Origin of the sequence: Streptomyces sp. NPDC001848, assembly GCF_042891915.1 — a bacterium.
Lineage (GTDB): Bacteria > Actinomycetota > Actinomycetes > Streptomycetales > Streptomycetaceae > Streptomyces.
Window position 1 is genome coordinate 23,996 of record NZ_JBIATP010000012.1, and the last position, 20,188, is coordinate 44,183.

The 20,188-nt window shown below is 70.7% G+C and carries 17 protein-coding genes; 6 read left to right on the forward strand and 11 right to left on the reverse strand.

The window, feature by feature from the left end; genetic code table 11:
• Nucleotides 1-146 precede the first annotated feature (146 nt).
• The 7 genes from ACFYZJ_RS24445 to ACFYZJ_RS24475 all read right to left on the reverse strand — a co-directional run bounded on the left by ACFYZJ_RS24445 (nt 147) and on the right by ACFYZJ_RS24475 (nt 10,181).
• Nucleotides 147-1,193 (reverse strand): BMP family protein, encoded by a 1,047-nt coding sequence (locus ACFYZJ_RS24445; RefSeq protein WP_388571290.1) that lies wholly within the window; start codon nt 1,191-1,193, stop codon nt 147-149.
• 772 nt (nt 1,194-1,965) lie between these two features.
• The gene (locus ACFYZJ_RS24450; RefSeq protein WP_388571291.1) at nt 1,966-2,997 is read right to left on the reverse strand and encodes a BMP family protein; all 1,032 of its coding nucleotides are present in this window, start codon (nt 2,995-2,997) and stop codon (nt 1,966-1,968) included.
• A 344-nt stretch (nt 2,998-3,341) separates the two neighbouring features.
• Entirely contained in the window at nt 3,342-4,565 is a 1,224-nt protein-coding gene (locus ACFYZJ_RS24455) for an amidohydrolase (RefSeq protein WP_388571293.1), read from the reverse strand.
• A gap of 618 nt (nt 4,566-5,183) precedes the next feature.
• Nucleotides 5,184-6,500, reverse strand: a complete 1,317-nt coding sequence (locus ACFYZJ_RS24460; protein WP_388571295.1) for a hypothetical protein — start codon at nt 6,498-6,500, stop codon at nt 5,184-5,186.
• Between the two features lie 26 nt (nt 6,501-6,526).
• Nucleotides 6,527-7,465: an N-acetylneuraminate synthase family protein gene (locus tag ACFYZJ_RS24465; protein WP_388571297.1), complete on the reverse strand. Its 939-nt coding sequence runs from the start codon at nt 7,463-7,465 to the stop codon at nt 6,527-6,529.
• 14 nt (nt 7,466-7,479) lie between these two features.
• Nucleotides 7,480-8,784: a cytidylyltransferase domain-containing protein gene (locus ACFYZJ_RS24470; RefSeq protein ID WP_388571299.1), complete on the reverse strand. Its 1,305-nt coding sequence runs from the start codon at nt 8,782-8,784 to the stop codon at nt 7,480-7,482.
• A gap of 23 nt (nt 8,785-8,807) precedes the next feature.
• Nucleotides 8,808-10,181 (reverse strand): DUF6716 putative glycosyltransferase, encoded by a 1,374-nt coding sequence (locus tag ACFYZJ_RS24475; protein ID WP_388571301.1) that lies wholly within the window; start codon nt 10,179-10,181, stop codon nt 8,808-8,810.
• A 198-nt stretch (nt 10,182-10,379) separates the two neighbouring features.
• On the opposite strand from ACFYZJ_RS24475, the gene ACFYZJ_RS24480 reads away from it, so the two are divergent.
• From ACFYZJ_RS24480 to ACFYZJ_RS24490, 3 genes are all read left to right on the forward strand, one after another.
• Nucleotides 10,380-11,357: a glycosyltransferase family 2 protein gene (locus ACFYZJ_RS24480; protein WP_388571303.1), complete on the forward strand. Its 978-nt coding sequence runs from the start codon at nt 10,380-10,382 to the stop codon at nt 11,355-11,357.
• Nucleotides 11,354-12,688 carry an alpha-2,8-polysialyltransferase family protein gene (locus tag ACFYZJ_RS24485; protein ID WP_388571305.1) on the forward strand — a complete coding sequence of 445 codons (1,335 nt, stop codon included), beginning with the start codon at nt 11,354-11,356 and terminating at the stop codon, nt 12,686-12,688. Before ACFYZJ_RS24480 ends, ACFYZJ_RS24485 begins: the two co-directional genes overlap by 4 nt.
• 253 nt (nt 12,689-12,941) lie before the next feature.
• Entirely contained in the window at nt 12,942-13,910 is a 969-nt protein-coding gene (locus ACFYZJ_RS24490) for a class I SAM-dependent methyltransferase (protein ID WP_388571307.1), read from the forward strand.
• Between the two features lie 3 nt (nt 13,911-13,913).
• On the opposite strand, the gene ACFYZJ_RS24495 is transcribed toward ACFYZJ_RS24490, so the two are convergent.
• Nucleotides 13,914-14,561 carry a TetR/AcrR family transcriptional regulator C-terminal domain-containing protein gene (locus tag ACFYZJ_RS24495; RefSeq protein WP_388571308.1) on the reverse strand — a complete coding sequence of 216 codons (648 nt, stop codon included), beginning with the start codon at nt 14,559-14,561 and terminating at the stop codon, nt 13,914-13,916.
• Between the two features lie 71 nt (nt 14,562-14,632).
• Here ACFYZJ_RS24495 and ACFYZJ_RS24500 point away from each other — a divergent pair, with 71 nt between their 5' ends.
• A complete protein-coding gene (locus ACFYZJ_RS24500; RefSeq protein ID WP_388571310.1) occupies nt 14,633-16,021 on the forward strand; it encodes an FAD-dependent oxidoreductase in 1,389 nt (462 codons plus the stop codon).
• Here the strand turns inward: ACFYZJ_RS24500 and ACFYZJ_RS24505 are convergent.
• Entirely contained in the window at nt 15,984-16,484 is a 501-nt protein-coding gene (locus ACFYZJ_RS24505) for a MarR family winged helix-turn-helix transcriptional regulator (protein WP_388571311.1), read from the reverse strand. The two genes, ACFYZJ_RS24500 and ACFYZJ_RS24505, sit on opposite strands and share 38 nt — an antisense overlap.
• Before the next feature lie 117 nt (nt 16,485-16,601).
• On the opposite strand from ACFYZJ_RS24505, the gene ACFYZJ_RS24510 reads away from it, so the two are divergent.
• Nucleotides 16,602-17,138 (forward strand): phenolic acid decarboxylase, encoded by a 537-nt coding sequence (locus tag ACFYZJ_RS24510; RefSeq protein ID WP_388571313.1) that lies wholly within the window; start codon nt 16,602-16,604, stop codon nt 17,136-17,138.
• Nucleotides 17,139-17,184: 46 nt separating this feature from the next.
• On the opposite strand, the gene ACFYZJ_RS24515 is transcribed toward ACFYZJ_RS24510, so the two are convergent.
• Nucleotides 17,185-17,322 (reverse strand): hypothetical protein, encoded by a 138-nt coding sequence (locus tag ACFYZJ_RS24515; protein ID WP_388571314.1) that lies wholly within the window; start codon nt 17,320-17,322, stop codon nt 17,185-17,187.
• Between the two features lie 61 nt (nt 17,323-17,383).
• Nucleotides 17,384-18,964 carry a methylmalonyl-CoA mutase gene (locus tag ACFYZJ_RS24520; RefSeq protein WP_388571315.1) on the reverse strand — a complete coding sequence of 527 codons (1,581 nt, stop codon included), beginning with the start codon at nt 18,962-18,964 and terminating at the stop codon, nt 17,384-17,386.
• A gap of 238 nt (nt 18,965-19,202) precedes the next feature.
• On the opposite strand from ACFYZJ_RS24520, the gene ACFYZJ_RS24525 reads away from it, so the two are divergent.
• The gene (locus tag ACFYZJ_RS24525) at nt 19,203-20,057 is read left to right on the forward strand and encodes a L,D-transpeptidase family protein (protein ID WP_388571316.1); all 855 of its coding nucleotides are present in this window, start codon (nt 19,203-19,205) and stop codon (nt 20,055-20,057) included.
• Nucleotides 20,058-20,188: the final 131 nt, after the last annotated feature.

The following is a 20,188-nucleotide window of genomic DNA, read 5'->3' on the forward strand; positions in this document are numbered from 1 at the left end:
CTTGTTTCGGTACCCGATCCGTTCCGGGCATTCTGCCGCGCGAACGGGGCGCGAGTCCGATATCGTTCCCGCACCCCGTTCCAGGACCGTGACACTGCGATTACAGCGTTCTTCCGGTCATGCCTTCGACAGGCCTACGACCACGGTCAGGAGGTCTTGACCTTGATCGTGCCGTCCTTGATGCCCTGCTCGGCCTTCTTCAGCGCGGCCTGCAGGTCGGCGTTGTTCTTGAACACCGGGTTGGAGTCGGCGAGACCGACACCACCGTTGGCCAGGGAGCCGCGGACCTCGCCGGACAGCGGCTTGTTGTCCTTGATGACCGACTTGGCGAGGTCGTACACCGCGCCGGAGACGTTCTTCAGGGCCGAGGTGAGAATGTACTGCTTGTACGAGGCCAGCGCGCTCTGGTTGTACTGGTCGGAGTCGACACCGATGGCCCACACCTTGTGCGTGGCGGCGGCCTTGATGACGCCCTGACCGGACAGGCCGGCCGCGTGGTAGATCACGTCGGCACCGGCGTCGATCTGGCCGTTCGCGGCGTTCTCGCCCTTGTCGGGGCTGGAGAAGCCGCCCTCCTGGGCGGTCTGGGTCAGGAACTGCGTCTCGACCTTGATGTTCGGGTTGACCGACTTGGCGCCCTGGATGTAGCCCGCCTCGAACTTGTGGATGAGCGGGACGTCCACGCCACCGATGAAGCCGATGTGGTTCTTCTTGGTGGTCTTCGCGGCGGCGACACCGGCGAGGTAGGAGGACTCCTCCTCGTGGAAGACCAGGTCGGCGACGTTCTTGGCCTGGATCGTGTTGTCGTCGATGATGCCGAAGGTGATCTTCGGGTACTTGGCGGCGGCCTCCTTGACGGCCGGCGCGTAGGCGAAGCCGACACCGATCACCGGGTTGTAACCGGCCTTGGCCAGCGTCTCCAGACGCTGCACCTTGTCGGCGTCGGACTCGTTGTCCTGCGGCTCGACGTCACGGCCGCCGACGCCGAAGTCCTTCTCGGCCTTCTGGAAACCGGCGTACGCGGCGTCGTTGAAGGACTGGTCGCCCTTGCCGCCGACGTCGTAGGCGAGGCCGATGCCCTTGCTCTTGCCGCTTCCGGCGGACTCGGTGGACGAACTGCCACAGGCGGACACGGTGACGGCGAGGGCTGCGGTGGCAACACCCGCGACGGCGATTCGGGACACCCGGCGCATGGAACGAGACTCCTTCGTGCAAGCGCCCATACCAGGCGCTGGTTCCGCGGCAGCGTAACGCGCGTAGACCGGACGGAAAACCCCTTCTGTCCGGTCCGTTATCGAGATGTGGCCACCGTCTCTTTCGTGGGTTACGGAGAGCGTCGGGGCACTTGCGGGAGGCGAGGGGAAGCGGTGTGTGAGGGGTTGAGGGTGGTGCTGTGCCCTCAGGGAGCGATGGTGTGCCTGTGGGGATTCTTGCGGAGGGGATGGCTGTGGTGCGGGGGGTGACCCGCGGCTGCGCGGAGAGTCGTTCCGGGGGCCGCGCAGACCGATCATCGTCCTTGGAGGGCTTCGCACGGTTCTGGCCCATGGTCATCGGCACCGGGTTGCCATAGGCACGTCTTCCATGCCGGCCCGGCGCCGCCTACGCGCCATGTTGGTGCCGCGCCGCCTACGCGCCATGTTGGTGCCGCGCCGCCTACGCGCCATGTCGGTGCCCGCCGCCGGTGCGCCATGTCGTCGGTGGCGCCCCACGCACGAAACCCACCCCGCGCGGCGGAGTGGGTTTCGTATCGGAGCGCCGGGCAGGCCTTGCACCTGCATCTCCCCGCAGGAAGCGGGGCGTCTTTCCTTGGACCACCAACGCGCGACCTGGCACCGGGAGTTCGGGCGACCAGCTCAAGATCAAGTGTATCAGAGCCTCCGCCCGGCCCGGTCTGTCGCAGCGGACGGGCGCCCTCGGCCCGTACTCCCGGCCGAGGGCGCCCCGTCGTCGGTCGAGGCGAGGGTGTCACTGGGTCTTGACGACGACCTTGCCGTCGATGATGTCCTGCTTGGCCTTGTTCACTGCCGCCATGACGTCCTTCATCGCCTGGTACTTCGGGTTGGAGTCCGCGAAGCCCACCCCGCCCGACTTCAGGTCGCCACGGACCTCGCCGGTCAGGGGCTTGCCGTCGACGACCGACTTGGTCAGGTCGTAGACCGCGCCACCGACGTTCTTCAGGGCCGAGCCGAGGATCCAGTCCTTGTACTTGGCCAACGCGCTCTGCTCGTACTGGTCGGAGTCCACGCCGATCGCCCACACCTTGTGCTCGGCGGCGGCCTGGATCACGCCCTGCCCGGACAGACCGGCCGCGTGGTAGATCACGTCGGCGCCGGCCTCGATCTGGCCGTTCGCCGCGTCCTTGCCCTTGTCGGGGCTGGAGAAGCCGCCCTCCTGGGCGGTCTGGGTCAGGAACTGCGACTCGATCTTGATCTTGGGGTTGACCGACTTGGCGCCCTGGTCGAAGCCCGCCTCGAACTTGTGGATGAGGGGGATGTCCACGCCGCCGATGAAGCCGATGTGGTTCTTCTTGGTCGCCTTCGCCGCCGCGACACCCGCCAGGTACGAGGACTGCTCCTCGTGGAAGACCAGGTCGGCGACGTTGCTCGCCTTGACCGTGTCGTCGTCGATGATGCCGAAGGTGAGCTTCGGGTACTTGGCCGCGACCTCTTTGACGGCGGGTGCGTAGACGAAGCCGACGCCGATGATCGGGTTGTAGCCGGCCTTCGCGAGCTGCTCCAGGCGCTGCACCTTGTCCGCGCTGGACTCGCCGTCCTGCGGCTCGATGTCCCGGCCGCCGATCTTGAAGTCCTTCTCGGCCTTCTGGAAACCGGCGTAGGCGGCGTCGTTGAAGGACTGGTCGCCCTTACCGCCGATGTCGTAGGCCAGGCCGATGCCCTTGCCGGTATAGCCGGAGGAGCTCTTGCCGGAGTCGCTGTTCGCCTCCGTGCTGGACTTGCCGCACCCGGCGGCCGCGAGGGCGACGACCGCGACGGTCACCGCAGCTTGGGAGAACCTGGTTCTCCGAGAGACCCGAGAGATCAGACGCACAGCAAGCACCCTTCATCCCCACGGCACCGTCACCGGTCCGCATGCCCAAAGCGCCGCCACCGCAGCGATTTCGGCGCACAGTAACGCGCGTAGAAGGGGAGGGGAACGGGGTTTCTCGCGGCCGTTATCGATTCGTGCCGCCGCCGGGTTACGGCTGCGCGACAGCCGTTACGGGCGGGTGACGGAAGGGGGCGGACGGGTGCAGAACGGGGCACCACCCCTTCCGGTCACCGGATGCCGACCGCCCGGGCAGCGTCTACCGCCCGAGCAGCGTCTACCGCCCGGGCAGCGCCCTACCGCTCCTGCGCGTCCAGCAGCGCCGCCGCCGTGAACAACTCCACGCCCACCGTGATGGCGTGCTCGTCCGCGTCGAAGTCACCCTGGTGCAGGTCCCGCACCACGCGGTCCCCGGGGCGGCGGACGCCGAGGCGGGCCATGGCGCCGGGCACCTGCTCCAGGTACCAGGAGAAGTCCTCGCCGCCGAGGCTCTGCTCGGTGTCCTCCACGGAGTGGGCACCGCGCCGCGCGGTCATCGCGTCGCGCAGCAGTTCCGTGGCACCGGCCTCGTTGACGACCGGCGGCACTCCGCGGACGTAGTTGATCTCGGGCTTGGCCTTGTACTGGTTGGCGATCTCGTCGACCGCCGCGTGCACCAGGTCCGGCGCCTGCCGCCAGGCGTCGAGGTCCAGACAGCGCACGGTCCCGGAGAGCTCGGCGTGCTGGGGGATCACATTGCAGGCGTGCCCGGACTCGATGCGCCCCCAGGTGACCGAGAGCCCGCTGCGGGCGTCGACGCGGCGCGCGACCAGCCCCGGCACCTCGGCGGCGACGCGCGCGGCGGCCAGCACGAGGTCCGTGGTGAGGTGGGGGCGCGCGGTGTGACCGCCCGGGCCGTCGAGCGCGACTTCGAGCCGGTCGCAGGCGGAGGTGATGGGGCCGTGCCGCAGCCCGATGCGCCCGGCGTCGACCTTGGGGTCGCAGTGCACGGCGATGATCCGCCCGACCCCGTCGAGAACACCGGACTCGATGGCGTCGGCCGCCCCGCCCGGCAGGACCTCCTCGGCGGCCTGGAAGATCAGCCGCACCGGCCGCGGCAGCCGCTCCTCGCGGTGCAGCTCGGCGAGGACGAGCCCGGCGCCGAGGACGACCGTGGTGTGCACGTCGTGGCCGCAGGCGTGGGCGCGGTCCGGCACGGTGGAGCGGTAGGCGCAGTCCGCCTTGGTGTCGGGGATGGGGAGCGCGTCGATGTCCGCACGGAGCGCGAGCATGGGGCGTGCGCCGTCCGGCTCGCCGATGTCACACACGAGTCCGGTCCCGGTGTCGAGGACGCGCGGCGTGAGACCCGCCTGCTCCAGGCGGGCCTTGATCGCGGCGGTCGTACGGAACTCCTGGTGGCCGAGTTCCGGGTGCATGTGCAGGTCGCGACGGAAGGCGACGAGTTCGGCGCGCAGCGCCTCGGACAGCGCGCCGGGAAGCACCGCTTCCCCGGGGTGATCGGCCTCGGACTCTAGGGACATCACTTGGTTCACCCTTTGTAGGGTAGGGCGATCGAACGGCCGGCCTCCCCTCGATCAACAAAACTTCAGCCCGTCAGGGGAAGAAAATCCGGCCGCACGTCGCATGGTCGGCAGTGGAGATGGGTAGACTCGCCCGGCTTTCCGGGCGACGGGATCGCGTCGGACCTCGGGAGCGGGGCCGCGGGGGTGATCGCGGAGGCGTCCCGGCGCCGTGGGAGGCGCCTGGTGATCCCGGGACGGGACCGCTTCCGTGTACGGGCGTCCCGCTGCGAGAACGCTCGGAGGCCTCCGAGCCATTCCCGTACACCACGGATACCACGCACGCCGCCTTCCCGTCGCGGAAGCGTCACCTCTCCTACGACTCCCCCACCCGTGCGCGGCCTCACCTGGCAAGTGGTGAACGCTTGAGAAGCGGACCTTCCGGGCCGCCCGCGCGGGTGGGCCGCCGGCGTGAACGCCGAGGAACCGGACTCGGACTTCATACGGATCACCCGGGCGTCGTACGACGCCGTGGCACCCGGCCGCGCCGACCGCTTCCCCTACGGCCCGGTCCCGCAACCGGCGCGACGGGGCGTGACGGCCACCGTGCGTGACGCTCCGCCCGAGCCGTCGGCGCGTCTATCCGGCTGCCACGTCCTGCTCCGCCGCCGCTTCCGGTCCCCCCGGCGCCGAGGAGACCCGGTCCACGTCCCGTGCCGTCCCCGTCACCCCCGACAGGAAACCCTGCGCCCGGGGTGATGCGTGGTCCGTCAGCCAGGCCGGGTCGATGTCACACACCGCGACGCGGACCTCCGTGCCGACCAGGGCCAGCGGCAGGGTGTGGACGACCGTGGAGGGGAAGCTGAGGATCGTACGGCCGATGGGGCCGCGGCGGGCGATCAGTTCCAGGGGCAGGTCCGGGCGGACCACCTCCAGGCCGGTCTCGACCGCCAGCTTGTGGAGTTTCTCGCTGCTTTCGCGGCGGTGGGCGAAGTAGCGGGTCGCCCCGTGCGCCGCGGCGAGGGACCGCACCGCCTCCAGATAGCGCTCGCCGTCCACCACGCCCGTCTCGACGAGGGAGGTGCCGACCAGGTCGGCGCCCCTGGTCAGACGGGGCGGGCCGAAGCGGGCACGGGTCCAGGCGAAGTCGTTGGACGTGACGGTGACGCCGGCCGGGGCCTCGTCGATCGGCATCGAGGAGAAGACCTCCACCGTGCCCCGGGTGCCCGGTGTCAGCCTGCGGCGCGCCGTCGAGGACACCGGGGCGAACAGCAGGTCCCGGGGGCCCCGTCGGCCACCCTTGCGGTGCCAGCGCACCAGGCGCTCACCACGGGCGAGCTGCGCGACGAACTCCATGGTCGCGGTGCCGTCGTCCACCACCACCAGCTCCCGGGCCCGGGTGATGGTCAGCAGCAGCTGGACGTAGCGGGAGAACGGGTCGCCCATCACCACCCGGTGCGCCCGGCGCAGCAGTGGGGTGAGGCCGCCGATCGTCTGGAAGGGGGCCAGGGCACCGCCCCGCGCCTCCTCCCAGCGGACCTCGTACCCCTCGTCACGGGCCAGTTCCGCCATGCGGCGCAGCTGGCCCCGGGTCATCGGGTCGGTGGGCGACAGCACCACGAGGGTGAGCCCTTCGAGCGCCGTGCGGTCCGCCGCGCCCGCGCCGCCCGCCCTCCCGCCGCCCGCCGCCGTACCGTCCGCGGCCGTACCGTGCGGCCCGCCGCCGCCCGCCGCCGGACGCCCCGCCCCGGATCGACGGCCCCCCTGCGCGGGAATCCCCCGCGGCCGCCGGCGCCCCTGCGCCGGGATCGCCGCCGCGCGCCCGGGCACGGCGCCCCCCGCGGTGCCCAGGGCGTGCGCGTGGGCCCACTCCAGCACGTTCAGGAGCTGTACCGGGCTCTCGACGAAGGCCAGCGTGGAACGGGGGTGGCCGGCGGATCCGGCGCGGGGGCTCATCGGTGTACGACCGTCCCGTAAGGCGCTCAGACCGCCACCGGCTCGCCGGCGGCCGCGGCGATCTCCGCCTCGGCGACGACGCCGGTGACGCGGCGCAGCTTCTTCATCGGGCCGAGCTCGGAGTCGTAGACCTTCTTCACGCCGTCGCCCAGTGCCGCCTCGATGGTGCGGATGTCGCGCACCAGGCGCGTGAGGCCCTGCGGCTCGACGGAGGCCGCCTGGTCGGAGCCCCACATGGCGCGGTCCAGGGTGATGTGGCGCTCGACGAACACCGCGCCGAGGGCGACCGCGGCCAGCGTGGTCTGCAGGCCGGTCTCGTGGCCGGAGTAGCCGATCGGGACGTTCGGGTACTCCTTCTCCAGCGTGTTGATCACACGGAGGTTGAGCTCCTCGGCCTTGGCCGGGTAGGTCGAGGTGGCGTGGCACATGAGGATGTTGTCGCTGCCGAGCACCTCCACCGCGTGGCGGATCTGCCTCGGGGTCGACATGCCCGTGGACAGGATGATCGTGCGGCCGGTCGCGCGCAGGGAGCGCAGCAGCTCGTCGTCGGTGAGGGACGCGGAGGCGACCTTGTGGGCGGGGAGGTCGAACTTCTCCAGGAAGGCGACCGCCTCGGTGTCCCACGGGGACGCGAACCAGTCGATGCCCTTCTCCCTGCAGTACTCGTCGATCTGGCGGTACTCGTCCTCGCCGAACTCCACGCGGTGGCGGTAGTCGATGTAGGTCATCCGGCCCCAAGGGGTGTCGCGCTCGATGTCCCACTGGTCGCGCGGGGTGCAGATCTCAGGGGTGCGCTTCTGGAACTTCACGGCGTCGCAGCCGGCCTCGGCGGCCACGTCGATCAGCTTGAAGGCGTTCTCCAGCTCGCCGTTGTGGTTGATGCCGATCTCGCCGCAGATGTAGACGGGCTTGCCCGGGCCGACCTCGCGGGAACCGAACGTGCGCAGACGGGAGTTGGTGCTCATGGCAGGAACTGTCCTTACTTGTTAAGGGAATCGAGAGAGGGGCCGAGGATCCAGCTGGCGATCTCTCGGATCGCGCCGTCGCCACCGGGGACGGTGGTGACCGCACGGGCGGCGCCGCGTACCACGTCGTGGGCGCTCGCGACCGCCACGGGCCAGCCGACGAGGGCGAGGCACGGGAGGTCGTTGACGTCGTTACCGACGTAGAGCACGCGCTCGGGCGCGATGCCCTGCTCCTCGCACCACTGCTTCAGCGCGAGGTCCTTCCGGTCGATGCCGTGCAGGACCGGGATCTTGAGCTTCCGGGCCCGTGCGGCGACGACCGGGTTCACTTCCGTGGAGAGGATCAGCATCTTCAGCCCGCTCTTGCGCAGGGCCGCGATGCCGAGTCCGTCCCCGCGGTGCACGGAGACGAACTCCTTTCCATCGGCGTCGATCAGCACCCGGTCGTCGGTCTGGGTGCCGTCGAAGTCCAGTACGACCGCGTCGACGTCATCCGCGGTGGGCAGCGAACCGATGGGGGTCCCCCCGGCTCGAGCGAAGTCGAGAGCTTGGGGGAGGTCCGCGTCGAAGAGGGGCGCCAGAGCCCGTGCCCGCGCCAGGTCGTGCGGGTCGTCGATCTCCAGGACCCGCGCCGGGTCCGTCCGCACCAGTTCCGTACGGCCGAAGAAGCGGTGCTGGTGCTTGCGGAAGCCGGCCGCGTCCATCGCATAGGCGGCGCCGGTCTCCAGCAGGTCCTGGGGGCGGTCCTGGCGGCGTGGACGGAAGGACTTGTCGTGGTTGACGCCGTAGCCGCCGCCGACGGCCCCGTCGGCCTCCGCGACGGTGCCGGCGGCGAGCTCGTCCTCGGTGTCCCGCCAGATGAAGCCGTGGAAGGGGGCCACGGTCACCGCGGTGTCCGCGCCGTTCTCGACGACCGCGCCCGCCACCCCGTCGATGTCCTCGCGGACGATGAACGGGCTGGTGCACTGCACGAGCAGGACGACGTCGACGGACGCGCCGTGCAGCGCCTCGTGGGTGTCCATGGCGTGCAGGACGGCGGCCTCCGAGGTCGCCGTGTCGCCGGCGATGGCGGCCGGCCGCAGCACGACCTCGGCGCCGGCCTGGCGCGCGGTCGCGGCTATGGCCTGGTCGTCGGTGGACACCACGACGTCCGTCACCAGGCGGGTCGCGAGGCACTCGCGCACCGCGCGCGCCACCAGCGGCACACCGCCGACAGGGGCGAGGTTCTTCGCGGGCACTCCCTTGGAGCCGCCGCGCGCGGGGATCACCGCGAGCACCCGGCGCACCGAAGCACCTCGGCCCGCTTCCGGGTTGGGCATGGGGTCTACTCCTTGGAGAGAGGTCACAGCTCACCCATCCGCCGGATGACGGGCGCCACCCGCTGCACCCCGTGCCGGTACGCTCCCCGTGCCGCGCGGCGGACGATCCGGCGTACGGGTCCGGGCGCCTTGTCGGCGGCGGGCGCGCCCGGCAGCGGGCTGCCGTCCGGGGCGAGGTGGTGGCGGGCGAGGACGCCGGGCAGGTAGCCGGGCGCGGTGACGGGGGTGTAGTAGGGCCTGAGCGGCGGGAGTCCACCGTTGCTCAGCAGCTCGCCGATGCGCTTGCGGGCCTCGTCGAAAGCGGTGGCGTACGAACTTCCCCCGGAGGGGCTGTCCCCGGCCGCGACGCCCTGCCGGGCCACCCACTCCGCATCGGGTACCGGCTCGTGTCCGGCGTCGAGCTGGTCCCAGGAGGCGAGGCAGCCCGAGCCCACGAAGTGGTGGTTGCCGAGCGCCTCCCGGATCCCGAGGTCGGTGAGGACGACGGTGGGGATACGGCGGTGCAGGGATTCGAGGGCGGCCGTCGAGCTGACGGTGACCAGCAGGTCGGTGCGGTCGAGGACCTCGCCCATGTTCCCGTAGACCAGGCGGAAGTTGGCCGGCAGGTCCTGCCGCTGGGCCAGCTTCTGGTAGGGCAGTTCCTCGATGTGGGTGGTGTGCTCGCCCGGCTTGGAACGCAGTTTGAGCAGCACCTCGCGCTCGGGGTGGCGGCGCGCGTGCTGGATGAGCCGGTCCAGCAGGTACGCGCGGTCCTTGCGGGTCTCCGGGACGGAGGGCTGTGCGGCGAAGACGACCGTGTAGGGGTCCTTCTTCTTGTACGGGGCGCCGCCGAGGAAGGGCAGCGCGACCTCGGTCACCGACGAGGCGTCGGCGCCCACCCCCTCGTAGACGGCCCGGAAACGCTCGGCGTCCTGGCGGGAGTTGGCGAGGACCAGGTCCGCGCCGTGCCGCAGCAGCAGGCCGTCGGCGAGCTTCTCGTAGACGACACCGACATAGCCGGTGACCACCACGGGCCGCTCCGGGCGTCCCCGCCAGGCGTGGGCGAGGCCGTGCAGCATCGCCTGGACGCCGCCGCCGACGAGGGCGAGCACGAGGACGTCGTACGTCTCCTGCGTCATCTCGCGCAGGAATTCCACGGCGGTGACCTCGCGGAGGGAGTCGGCGCGGACGCCGACCTCTCCGAGCTGGCGGGCGGTGGGGGTGGCACGGCCCCGCAGGAGGAAGCCGTCGAGCCGGATGTCCGAATCGGCTGTTTTATCGGGTGTTTCCGTCGATTCGGTGGTCTCCGCCAATTCCGTCGGCGAAATACGGGCAGCGGTGAGCGCACCCCATTTCCACCGGGTGTCGGAATCGGCTAGAACGGCGACCCGCAGGCGCCTCGCGGTACTTGCTGGCACATCAAAGACGCTAGGAAGGGATTTCGAGGGGCAGCCGACGCGGAATACAACAAAGGGTTAACAGCACGCCGCCGAACAGCGAATCAGGCCGTGAAACCGCGAGGAAACAGCTGGGTTCACTATTCCGCCACGCGTCGTTCACTCCCCATCAAGCCACCGGTCAAGACGAATGCCGGGCCGCCGCCTAACGTCACGGGCGTGGTCAAGCTCTCCGTCATCGTGCCGTTCTACAACGTGCAGCAATACGCGCCCGACACCCTGAAGAGTCTGCGTGCGAACGCGCGCGACGACTTCGAATTCATTCTCGTCGACGACTGCTCGCGCGACGAGACACCGGACATCCTCGCGCGTGCGGAGCGCGAGTTGCCAGGCGCGGTTTATGTCCGGCACGAGAAGAACGGAGGGCTGGCGACCGCGCGCAACACCGGGATCGACACGGCGCGCGGCGAGTACCTCACGTTCCTCGACGGGGACGACTGGCTCGAGCCCGGGTACTACCCCAGGCTGGTCGCCGCCATCGAGGAGTTGGGCTGCGACTTCGTGCGCACCGACCACGTCCAGTGCACCGGGCGGACGCGGGCCGTTCACCGGGTGCCGCACGGCCGGCGCGGCGTGGTGGTGAACCCGCGTGACGCGATCCTGCCCGCCGACCGCTCCACCTCCGTCGACTACGCCTACGCGTGGGCGGGTGCCTACCACCGGCGCCTCGTCGACCGTGGTCTGCTGCACTTCACCGACGGCCTGCGCACCGCGGAGGACCGGCCGTGGATCTGGAAGCTGCACCGGGAGGCCGAGTCCTTCGCCGCGGTGAGCCTCATGGGCGTCTACTACCGGCGTGGTGTCGCCTCCTCGCTCACGCAGATCGGGGATGTGCGGCAACTGGACTTCATCCGCGCGTTCGACCAGGTCGTGGCGGAGACCGCCGAGGACCGGGACGCGGCCGTACTGCTCCCCAAGGCCGTGCGCACCTATTGCGCGATCATTTCTCACCATCTGGGATCCATCGAAAGGTTCGAGCCGGCGGTGGCACGGAAACTGAAGTCGATGAGTGCTGTGGCACTGCGGCGCATGCCGCAGGACGTGCTCGACGAGGCCCTGGACTCCATGGACATCGAGCGCGCCTCGCGCCTGCGCAGGCTGCGCCGTCGCCCCGCCCCGGCGGGGGTGGCCGCGTGACGACGCAGATCTTCCTGGCGTCCACGCTGTACGGCACGGCGACCCTGGCCGCTGCCCTGGACAGCGAGTGCTTCACGCCCGCCGACCGGCGCATCCTGCTCGTGTCCAACAACGCGGCGACGCCCGAGACCACGCCCGGCCTGGACGAGATGCCCGGCTTCGAGCGCCTGCGCGACCGCTTCGACGAGGTCCTCTCCTGGAACGAGACCATCCACCCCTTCCACCCGGGCGGCTGGGCCCCGCGTCCGGACGATGTCCCGCTGTGGGAGCGGCACCTGCGGCTCCTGTGGAAGCTCGGCGACGACGACGTCGAACTGGCAGTCGAATCCATCCAGGTCAACCCGGCGCTCGCCGTCTGCCAGATCTTCACCGGCGCGCCCGTCACCGTGTACGCGGACGGTCTGATGAGCTACGGTCCCACCCGCAACAAGATCGACCCGCTGGTGGGCACCCGCGTGGACCGGCTGCTGCACCTGGACCTGGTGCCGGGCCTGAGGCCGCTGCTGCTGACCGAGTTCGGCGTCGAGCCGGAGATCGTGCCGACGGACGCGTTCTCCAAGGTGCTCACGGAACTCGAGGCGACCGGCGCCGCGCTGCCCGCCGTGGAGGCCCCCGCGCTGCTGCTCGGCCAGTACCTCTCGGCGCTCGACATACTCACCGCGGTGGAGGAGGAGAACCTCCACGTGCGGATGCTGAAGGGCGCCGTCGAGCTCGGGCACACCCAGGTCGTGTTCAAGCCGCACCCCTCCGCGCCGGCCCGCTGGTCGCGCGCGCTGGAGAAGGAGGCGGAGAGGCTGGGCGCCGACCTGACGGTGCTCGACACCCCGGTCCTCGCCGAGGTGCTGTACCAGCGCATGCGTCCGACGCTGGTCGTCGGCTGCTTCTCCACCGCGCTGCTCACCGCGTCCGCGTTCTACGGCCTCCCGGTCGCCCGTATCGGCACCGAGACCCTGCTGGAGCGGCTGGCCCCGTACGAGAACAGCAACCGCGTCCCGGTCACGATCGTCGACGCGCTGCTGCCGGAGCTGGCATCCCGCAAGGCGGTCGAGGACCAGCGACGGGGCATGGCGGTCGAGGACCTCGACGCGCTCGTACGGGCCGTGGGCTTCGCGATGCAGCCGAAGATCTACCCGGATCTCAGGGCGGACGCCGAGCGCTATCTCACCGAGCACCTGAGCCCGCACACCTGGCGGTACTTCAAGCGCCGGCGCCTGACCTCGCTGGCGCTGCCCGGCGGGATCCCGGTCCAGCTGGCGTTCATCCCGCGCAACGCCACCGTCCGCCGGGTCGCCCGCCGGGCCCGGGCCCTCAGGCGCGCCTCCCGCGGCTGAGCTCCCGGAGCACACACCGCACCGCTCCCGTCCCCGCCCTCGGGGCTGACGCCGAAGCTTCGGACGGCTCTGTCGAAACCCCGGCTCCGAGAGCCCTGAACAAGACGGCGCAACCCCGCGTGCGGGGCTCTGAGCCGGCTCACAGGAATTGGCCCGCTGTTCACCTCGGCGCCCGTTCGGACGACCACTTCCGGGCAGATGCTGGGCAGTTCCGTGCACCGTTCCCGTCCGCGCAAGGGAGTGCCCCGTCCTCATGGTCACCACAGCAGAAACGGCTCCACCGCCCCGCCGGCTCGATGACGTCCCCGGCTGGTTCCCCGTTCTCGACCAGGTGCTCTTCAACTGGTTCCTCGAACGGCAGGAATCCGCCGGGATGCGCGGCGACCTGCTGGAGGTCGGGGTGTACATGGGCAAGAGCGCGATCTTCCTCGGCCGGCATCTCCGGGACGCCGAGGAGTTCACGGTGTGTGACCTCTTCGGGGGTGACGCACCGGACGACGCCAACAGGGCGGAGTCGTCGAAGTCGTACAGCGCCCTGACCCGGCGGGCCTTCGAGGAGAACTACCTCTCCTTCCACGACACGCTGCCCCGCATCCTGCAGGGCCCCAGCTCGATGGTGCCCGGCGAGGTCCCGCCGCGCTCCTGCCGGTTCGTCCACATCGACGGCTCGCACCTGTACGCGCACGTCCACGGCGACATAGGCGCGGCCCACGACCTGCTGCTGCCCGGAGGAATCGTCGTGCTGGACGACTTCCGCTCGGAGCACACGCCCGGTGTCTCGGTGGCCGCCTGGGAAGCCGTGCTCAACAGGGGCCTGCGCCCGATCTGTCTGAGCACCCAGAAGTTGTACGGGACCTGGGGCGACCCGGAGCCCGTGCAGGAGGAACTGCTGGCGATGGCGGAGGGGCGCGAGGACTGCCACCTGAGCGTCCAGGAGGCCGCCGGGCACCGCATCGTCCGCCTGAAGTCCAAGGGCATGCAGGCACCATCGTTCCCGCCGTCGCGGCACGCGGACGCCACGGAGCCCCGCGCTGCCGCGATTCCCGCACAGCCCACGCAGGTCACGCAGGCCACGCGGCCCGCTCAGCCCGCCGAACCCGCGGCCCCGCCGAAGCGTCCGGTGGCCCCCCGCAGCCACGCCCGGAAGCTCGCCGTGGACCTGCTGCCCCCGGTGGTCACCCGCGCGGTACGCCGGGCCCGCAGGCGCAGGCGTACGGTCTGAGCATCAGGTCGGGTAGCGGGCCTCGATGCCCGCGATCACCAGGGCCAGCCCCTCCTCGAAGTGCTGGTCGTAGTCCTGGAAGAGCTCCGCGCCCGCCGCGGCCGACAGGGGGAAGTCGGCCATCCGGCGGGCGCGTTCCTCGATGTCGTAGCCCTCGCGGTGTTCGTCGGGCAGAGGGCGCACGCCCTGTTCCTCGGTGACGAAGCCGATGGTGTACGCGTACGCGGTCCGGCCCGCGAGGACCGCCTGGGCGAGGGTGAGACCGGCCGAGGTGAGGACGCGCAGGTTCGCCTCCATCTCACGGGCGTGGTCCGTGCCCGTGAAGCGTGAGCCGCTGTAGACCTTGGCGCCGTCGCGGTAGCCGAGCAGCGCGGCGCGCAGTCCGCGGTTGATTTTGAGCAGCCGCTCCTGCCAGGTGTCGGCGGGGTCGAGGGCGGTGTCGGCGACCATACGGCGGTACATCTCGGTCGCCATCTCGTCGAGCAGCGCCTGCTTGTCCTTGAAGTGCCAGTACAGCGCCGGGGCCTTGACGTCCAGCTCCTTGGCGATGGCCCGCAGGGTCAGCCCCTCCAGGCCGACCTCGTTCAGCAGCCGCAGTGCCGTCTGCGCGACCCGCCTTCGGTCGAGGGGCGCGCGTCGTTCCGTGCTCACACTTGACAGCTTAACAGCGTTAAGGGCAGCCTCGTAAACGACCGAACTTAACGACGTTAAGGAGAGTGGCGATGGATGTCCTGATCGTGGGTGCCGGTCCCACCGGTCTCACTCTCGGCGTGGACCTCGCCCGGCGCGGTGTGGACGCCCTCGTCGTGGAGCGGGCGGAGGTACTGTTCCCCGGGTCGCGCGGCAAGGGACTCCAGCCGCGCACGCTGGAGGTCTTCGACGACCTCGGCGTCCTCGACGCCGTCCGCGCGGCCGGCGGGCCCTATCCGACCCGGATGGTCTGGCAGGACGGCCGGCGGATGGGCGAGCGGCGGATGTTCGACCCGATGGAGGCGGACGAGGGTGCGCCGTACACCGAGCCCTGGATGGTGCCGCAGTGGCGGACGCAGGAGATCCTGCACGAGCGGCTCGTCGAGCTGGGCGGGACGGTGGCCTTCGGGCGCGAGGTCGTGGGTACGGAGCAGGACGCGGAGGGCGTCACCGCGCACCTCGCCGACGGCTCGACGGTGCGCGCCCGGTATGCCGTCGCGGCCGACGGCGGGCGTTCCGCGGTGCGGCGGGCGGTGGGGATCGGGATGACCGGGGAGGCGGTCGAGCCGAACCCGATCCTGGTGGCGGACGTGCGCGTGAGCGGTCTGGACCGGGAGAACTGGCACGTCTTCCCCGGGGACGGCGGTGGTCTCATGCTCTGCCCGCTGGCCGGCACGGAGGAGTTCCAACTGCTCGCCCGGCTCTCCGACGGTACGGCCCCCGACCTGTCCCTCGACGGCATCCGCAAGCTCGTCGCGGCCCGCTCGCACCTCGCCGCCGAGGACGTGACCGAGGTGCGCTGGGCCTCGGAGTTCCGGCCGCGCGCGGCCCTCGCGGACCGGTTCCGCGCCGGCCGGGTGTTCCTGGCCGGGGACGCGGCCCACGTTCACTCACCGGCGGGCGGGCAGGGCCTGAACACCAGCGTGCAGGACGCCTACAACCTGGGCTGGAAACTGGGCGCGGTCCTGCGGGACGGCGCCCACGAGTCACTGCTCGACTCCTACGAGGAGGAGCGGCGCGCCGTCGCCGCGGAGATGCTCGGACTGTCCACCAGCGTCCACCGCGGGGAGACCCGGCGCGGGGAAGCGACGTTCCAACTGGGGCTCGGCTACCCGGACTCGTCCCTCACCGAGGAGACGCGGACGGAGCCGGGGCCGGTCCGCTCGGGCGACCGAGCCCCGGACGGCAGGGTGGCCGGCACTCGCCTCTTCGACGCGTTCCGGGGACCGCACTGGACGCTGCTCGCACTGGGGACCGAGGCGCCCGAGGTGCCTGGTCCGGTACGCGTGGTGCGCGGGCCCGCCCATGGCTCGTACGGGGCGGGGCTGTTGCTCGTGCGGCCCGACGGGTACCTCGGGTGGGCCGGGGACACGGCGGACGGTTTCAGGGAGTACCTCGCCCGTTTCGGCCTGCGGCGCTAGCCACTTGGGCCTCCAGGGCGGGAACCAGGCCGTCGAGCACCGGTAGCGCGGCCGACAGGGTCTCGCGGTCGGCTGCGGGGAGGGCGCGGACAGCCCGGGACAGCGCCGAGGTGCTGGCGCGGTCGTAGCGTGCGAGCAGGTCGAGGGCGCGGGACGAGGGTGTCAGGACGACGGCCCGGGCGTCATGGGGATCGGGGGTCCGTTCGACGAGGTCCGCCGCCGCCATCGCCTTCACCAGGTTGCTCACCGTGGACGGCGCGATCCGCAGCCGGGCCGCCGCCTCGCGCGGCGCGAGCGGGCCTTCGGCGGCCAGGACGCGCAACAACTCGATCTGCGCCTCGGGGAGGTCGGGGAGCCCCTCGACGCTGCGGGTGGCCCGGAACACGGCGCGCCGCAAGGGGCCGAGCAGCCGCCCGAGTTCGAGGGCGACCTCGTCGGGGTCACGGCCGTTGCTGCTGTCCATGGCCTCATTCTGCCGACTCCCCGAGGCTGGTCGTTTTGTCACAAAACTATTTTGTGGCAAAATGAAATGGACGGCCGGATTGACCGCCGGTTGGCAAACAAGGCAAGGAGCACCACCATGAGCACGGCAGCGCCCGAGACCACGGTCCACCACCCCGTCCCCCCGCAGGACCTCTCCGGCATCGTCGGGCACCGCTTCATCTACACGTACGCCAACGGCTGGCAGTACGAGATGTACGTCAAGAACGCGACGACCATCGACTACCGCATCCACAGCGGTCATGTCGGCGGCCGCTGGGTCAAGGACCAGAAGGTGGATCTGGTCCGGCTCACCGAGGGCGTCTACAAGGTGTCCTGGACGGAACCGACCGGCACCTCGGTCGTCGTGGACGTGGTCCCGGCCGAGCGTGTGCTGCACGGCGTGATCTTCTTCCCGGACTGGATCCGCACGCACGGCGAGCGGACCGTGTGCTTCCAGAACGACCACCTGGACGAGATGCGGAAGTACCGGGACGAGGGCCCGACGTACCCCATCTACGTGGTGCCGGAATTCGCCCGGATCACGCTCTTCGAGTACGTCGGCGAGGACGACGAGGACGTGGTGTCGGTGGCGCCGGGCGACCTGCCCGAGGGCTGGTCGGACCGCACCGGCTGACGGGGGGGTACGACACTCCGGCTGCGGTTTTCGGGGAGTGAGACCGTCAGTCGCCGTCGAGGAGGGTGTCGACGGGGAGTTCGAACCGAACGCCGACGGACAGCAGCAGGGTCACAATCCGGCTGCTCCTGAAGCTCTGCGCGTCGGGGTACTTGCCGTCGACCGGGTCGGTGTGGAGGAGCAATGAGCGTGACCGGGGACGTGCGGCTTCCGCCCCCGGTCACCCATACGGATGGACCACCTGGTCAGAAAGCATCCGACGGCACGTACGTGCCCCAGACCTCCCGCAGCGCGTTGCACACCTCGCCCACCGTGGCACGGGCCTTGAGGGCCTCCTTCATCGGGTACAGGACGTTCTCCGTGCCCTCCGCCGCCTTCTTCAGCTCCTTCAGGGCCGCGTCCACCGCCGGCTGGTCGCGCTCCGCGCGGAGCTTGGCCAGGCGTTCGGCCTGCTGGGCCTCGATCGCGGGGTCGACACGCAGCGGCTCGTAGGGCTCCTCCTCATCGAGCTGGAAACGGTTGACGCCGACCACCACCCGCTCGCCGGAGTCGGTCTCCTGGGCGATGCGGTAGGCGTTGCGCTCGATCTCGTTCTTCTGGAAGCCGCGCTCGATCGCCGAGACCGCGCCGCCGAGCTCCTCGACCTTCTGCATCAGCTCCAGCGCCGCCGCCTCGACCTCGTCCGTCATCTTCTCGATGACGTAGGAGCCCGCGAAGGGGTCGACCGTGGCGGTCACGTCGGTCTCGTAGGCCAGCACCTGCTGGGTGCGCAGCGCCAGACGCGCGCTCTTGTCGGTCGGCAGGGCGATCGCCTCGTCGAAGGAGTTGGTGTGCAGCGACTGGGTGCCGCCGAGCACGGCCGCGAGGCCCTGGACGGCGACGCGGACGAGGTTCACCTCGGGCTGCTGGGCCGTCAGCTGCACGCCCGCCGTCTGGGTGTGGAAGCGCAGCATCATGGACTTCGGGTTCTTCGCCCCGAACTCCTCCTTCATCACCCGCGCCCAGATCCGGCGGGCCGCGCGGAACTTGGCGACCTCCTCCAGGATCGTCGTCCGGGCCACGAAGAAGAACGACAGGCGCGGCGCGAAGTCGTCCACGTCCATCCCGGCCGCCACCGCCGTGCGCACGTACTCGATGCCGTCCGCCAGCGTGAACGCGATCTCCTGCGCGGGAGAGGCGCCCGCCTCCGCCATGTGGTAGCCGGAGATCGAGATCGTGTTCCACTTCGGGATCTCGGCCTTGCAGTACTTGAAGATGTCCGCGATCAGACGCAGGGACGGCTTCGGCGGGAAGATGTACGTGCCGCGGGCGATGTACTCCTTCAGGACGTCGTTCTGGATCGTGCCGGTCAGCTGGTCGGCCGACACGCCCTGCTCCTCGGCCACCAGCTGGTACAGGAGCAGCAGCAGCGCGGCCGGGGCGTTGATCGTCATCGAGGTGGACACCTTGTCCAGCGGGATCCCGCCGAACAGCACCCGCATGTCGTCGACCGAGTCGATCGCCACGCCCACCTTGCCGACCTCGCCGTGCGCGATCGGGGCGTCGGAGTCATGGCCCATCTGGGTGGGCAGGTCGAAGGCGACCGACAGGCCCATGGTGCCGTTCGCGATCAGCTGCTTGTAGCGGGCGTTCGACTCGGTCGCGGTGCCGAAGCCCGCGTACTGGCGCATCGTCCACGGACGGCCGGTGTACATCGTGGGATACACGCCGCGGGTGAAGGGGTACGCCCCCGGCTCGCCCAGCTTCTCGGCCGGATCCCAGCCCTCGAGGGCACCCGGCCCGTACACCGGCTCGATGGGCAGTCCGGACTCCGACTCGCGCGCCATGGTGTATGCCTCCGCGTTGCTTCGTTGCTTCGTACTCGGCTTGGTGACCTGGCTTCGTTACTCGCCAGTACAGACGACCCTCGCGACGGACTGTAGCGGCGGCCGTGCGCGCGGTGGAATGCCGCACGCTGGGACCTTGCTCACAACCATGCACCGTAGTTCGCCGGCGGTCACGCGCGGGGAACATCTGAGGAGATGCGTACGGACGAAGGCGTCCGGCGAGACGGCGGGGGGCGGTATGCGTACCAGGGGCGTGGGGAAGTCTCTCGTCGCCGTCGCCGGGGCCGCCGTGCTCCTCACGGCCGCCGGCTGCACGGCGCAGCCGGGGGACGCGGGCGGTGAGGACGGCGGACATCGCCCACCGGTGCACATCGAGATCCCGCGCACCCCGTCCGGCGCCGGACACACCGGGTCCGGGGGCGGCGCGCCGAGCGCCGCCGCACCCGTCCCGAAGGCCTCCCCCGCCGCCCTGTTCCGCCGCGGGGACTCCGGCCGCGGGGTGCGCGAGCTGCAGGCGCGGCTGCGCCAGGTCGACTGGCTGTTCGACGGCCCGACGGGGACGTACGACGACCTGACCGAGAACGCCGTCAGGGGTTACCAGGGCAAGCGCGGCCTGCCCCGAACGGGCGAGGTCGATTCGGCCACCTGGCAGCGGTTGCTGGCCATGACGCACGAGCCCGGTACGTGGGAGCTGTACCTGATGGGCGGGCAGCAGGCGGCGGCCCCTGACCCGCGCTGTCTGTTGGGCCGGGTGCTGTGCATCAGCAAGACGAGCCGCACGTTGCGCTGGATGGTGGACGGACGGACGCTCTCGACGATGGCGGTCCGGTTCGGCACGGAGTACACCCCCACCCGCGAGGGTGTGTTCCACGTCTACTGGAAGTCACGCGACCACGTGTCCACGCTCTACCACTCGCCGATGCCGTACGCGATGTTCTTCAGCGGCGGTCAGGCGGTGCACTACTCCTACGACTTCGCGGCGCGCGGCTACGCCGGGGGCTCCCACGGATGTGTGAACGTACGGGACGAGACGGCGATCGCAGCGCTGTTCGCGCAGGTGCGGGTCGGCGACAAGGTCGTCGTCCACTGGTAGACGACGGAAGAGGGATGTGGGGCGCGGGCGGGACCGGGGGAACGTGTCCCGCCCGCGCCGATGCACGAGCCGTGGGTACGGGGGGAACCCCGGCTCCGTGCGACGGCCGATGACCAGTCGGCTCACTCAGT

Coding starts and splice junctions, on each gene's coding strand:
- ACFYZJ_RS24445 (WP_388571290.1), bottom strand. CDS start 1,193: ATGCGCCGGGTGTCCCGAATCGCCGTCGCGGGTGTTGCCACCGCAGCC.
- ACFYZJ_RS24455 (WP_388571293.1), bottom strand. CDS start 4,565: ATGTCCCTAGAGTCCGAGGCCGATCACCCCGGGGAAGCGGTGCTTCCC.
- ACFYZJ_RS24460 (WP_388571295.1), bottom strand. CDS start 6,500: ATGAGCCCCCGCGCCGGATCCGCCGGCCACCCCCGTTCCACGCTGGCC.
- ACFYZJ_RS24465 (WP_388571297.1), bottom strand. CDS start 7,465: ATGAGCACCAACTCCCGTCTGCGCACGTTCGGTTCCCGCGAGGTCGGC.
- ACFYZJ_RS24470 (WP_388571299.1), bottom strand. CDS start 8,784: ATGCCCAACCCGGAAGCGGGCCGAGGTGCTTCGGTGCGCCGGGTGCTC.
- ACFYZJ_RS24490 (WP_388571307.1), top strand. CDS start 12,942: ATGGTCACCACAGCAGAAACGGCTCCACCGCCCCGCCGGCTCGATGAC.
- ACFYZJ_RS24500 (WP_388571310.1), top strand. CDS start 14,633: ATGGATGTCCTGATCGTGGGTGCCGGTCCCACCGGTCTCACTCTCGGC.
- ACFYZJ_RS24505 (WP_388571311.1), bottom strand. CDS start 16,484: ATGGACAGCAGCAACGGCCGTGACCCCGACGAGGTCGCCCTCGAACTC.
- ACFYZJ_RS24510 (WP_388571313.1), top strand. CDS start 16,602: ATGAGCACGGCAGCGCCCGAGACCACGGTCCACCACCCCGTCCCCCCG.
- ACFYZJ_RS24520 (WP_388571315.1), bottom strand. CDS start 18,964: ATGGCGCGCGAGTCGGAGTCCGGACTGCCCATCGAGCCGGTGTACGGG.
- ACFYZJ_RS24525 (WP_388571316.1), top strand. CDS start 19,203: ATGCGTACCAGGGGCGTGGGGAAGTCTCTCGTCGCCGTCGCCGGGGCC.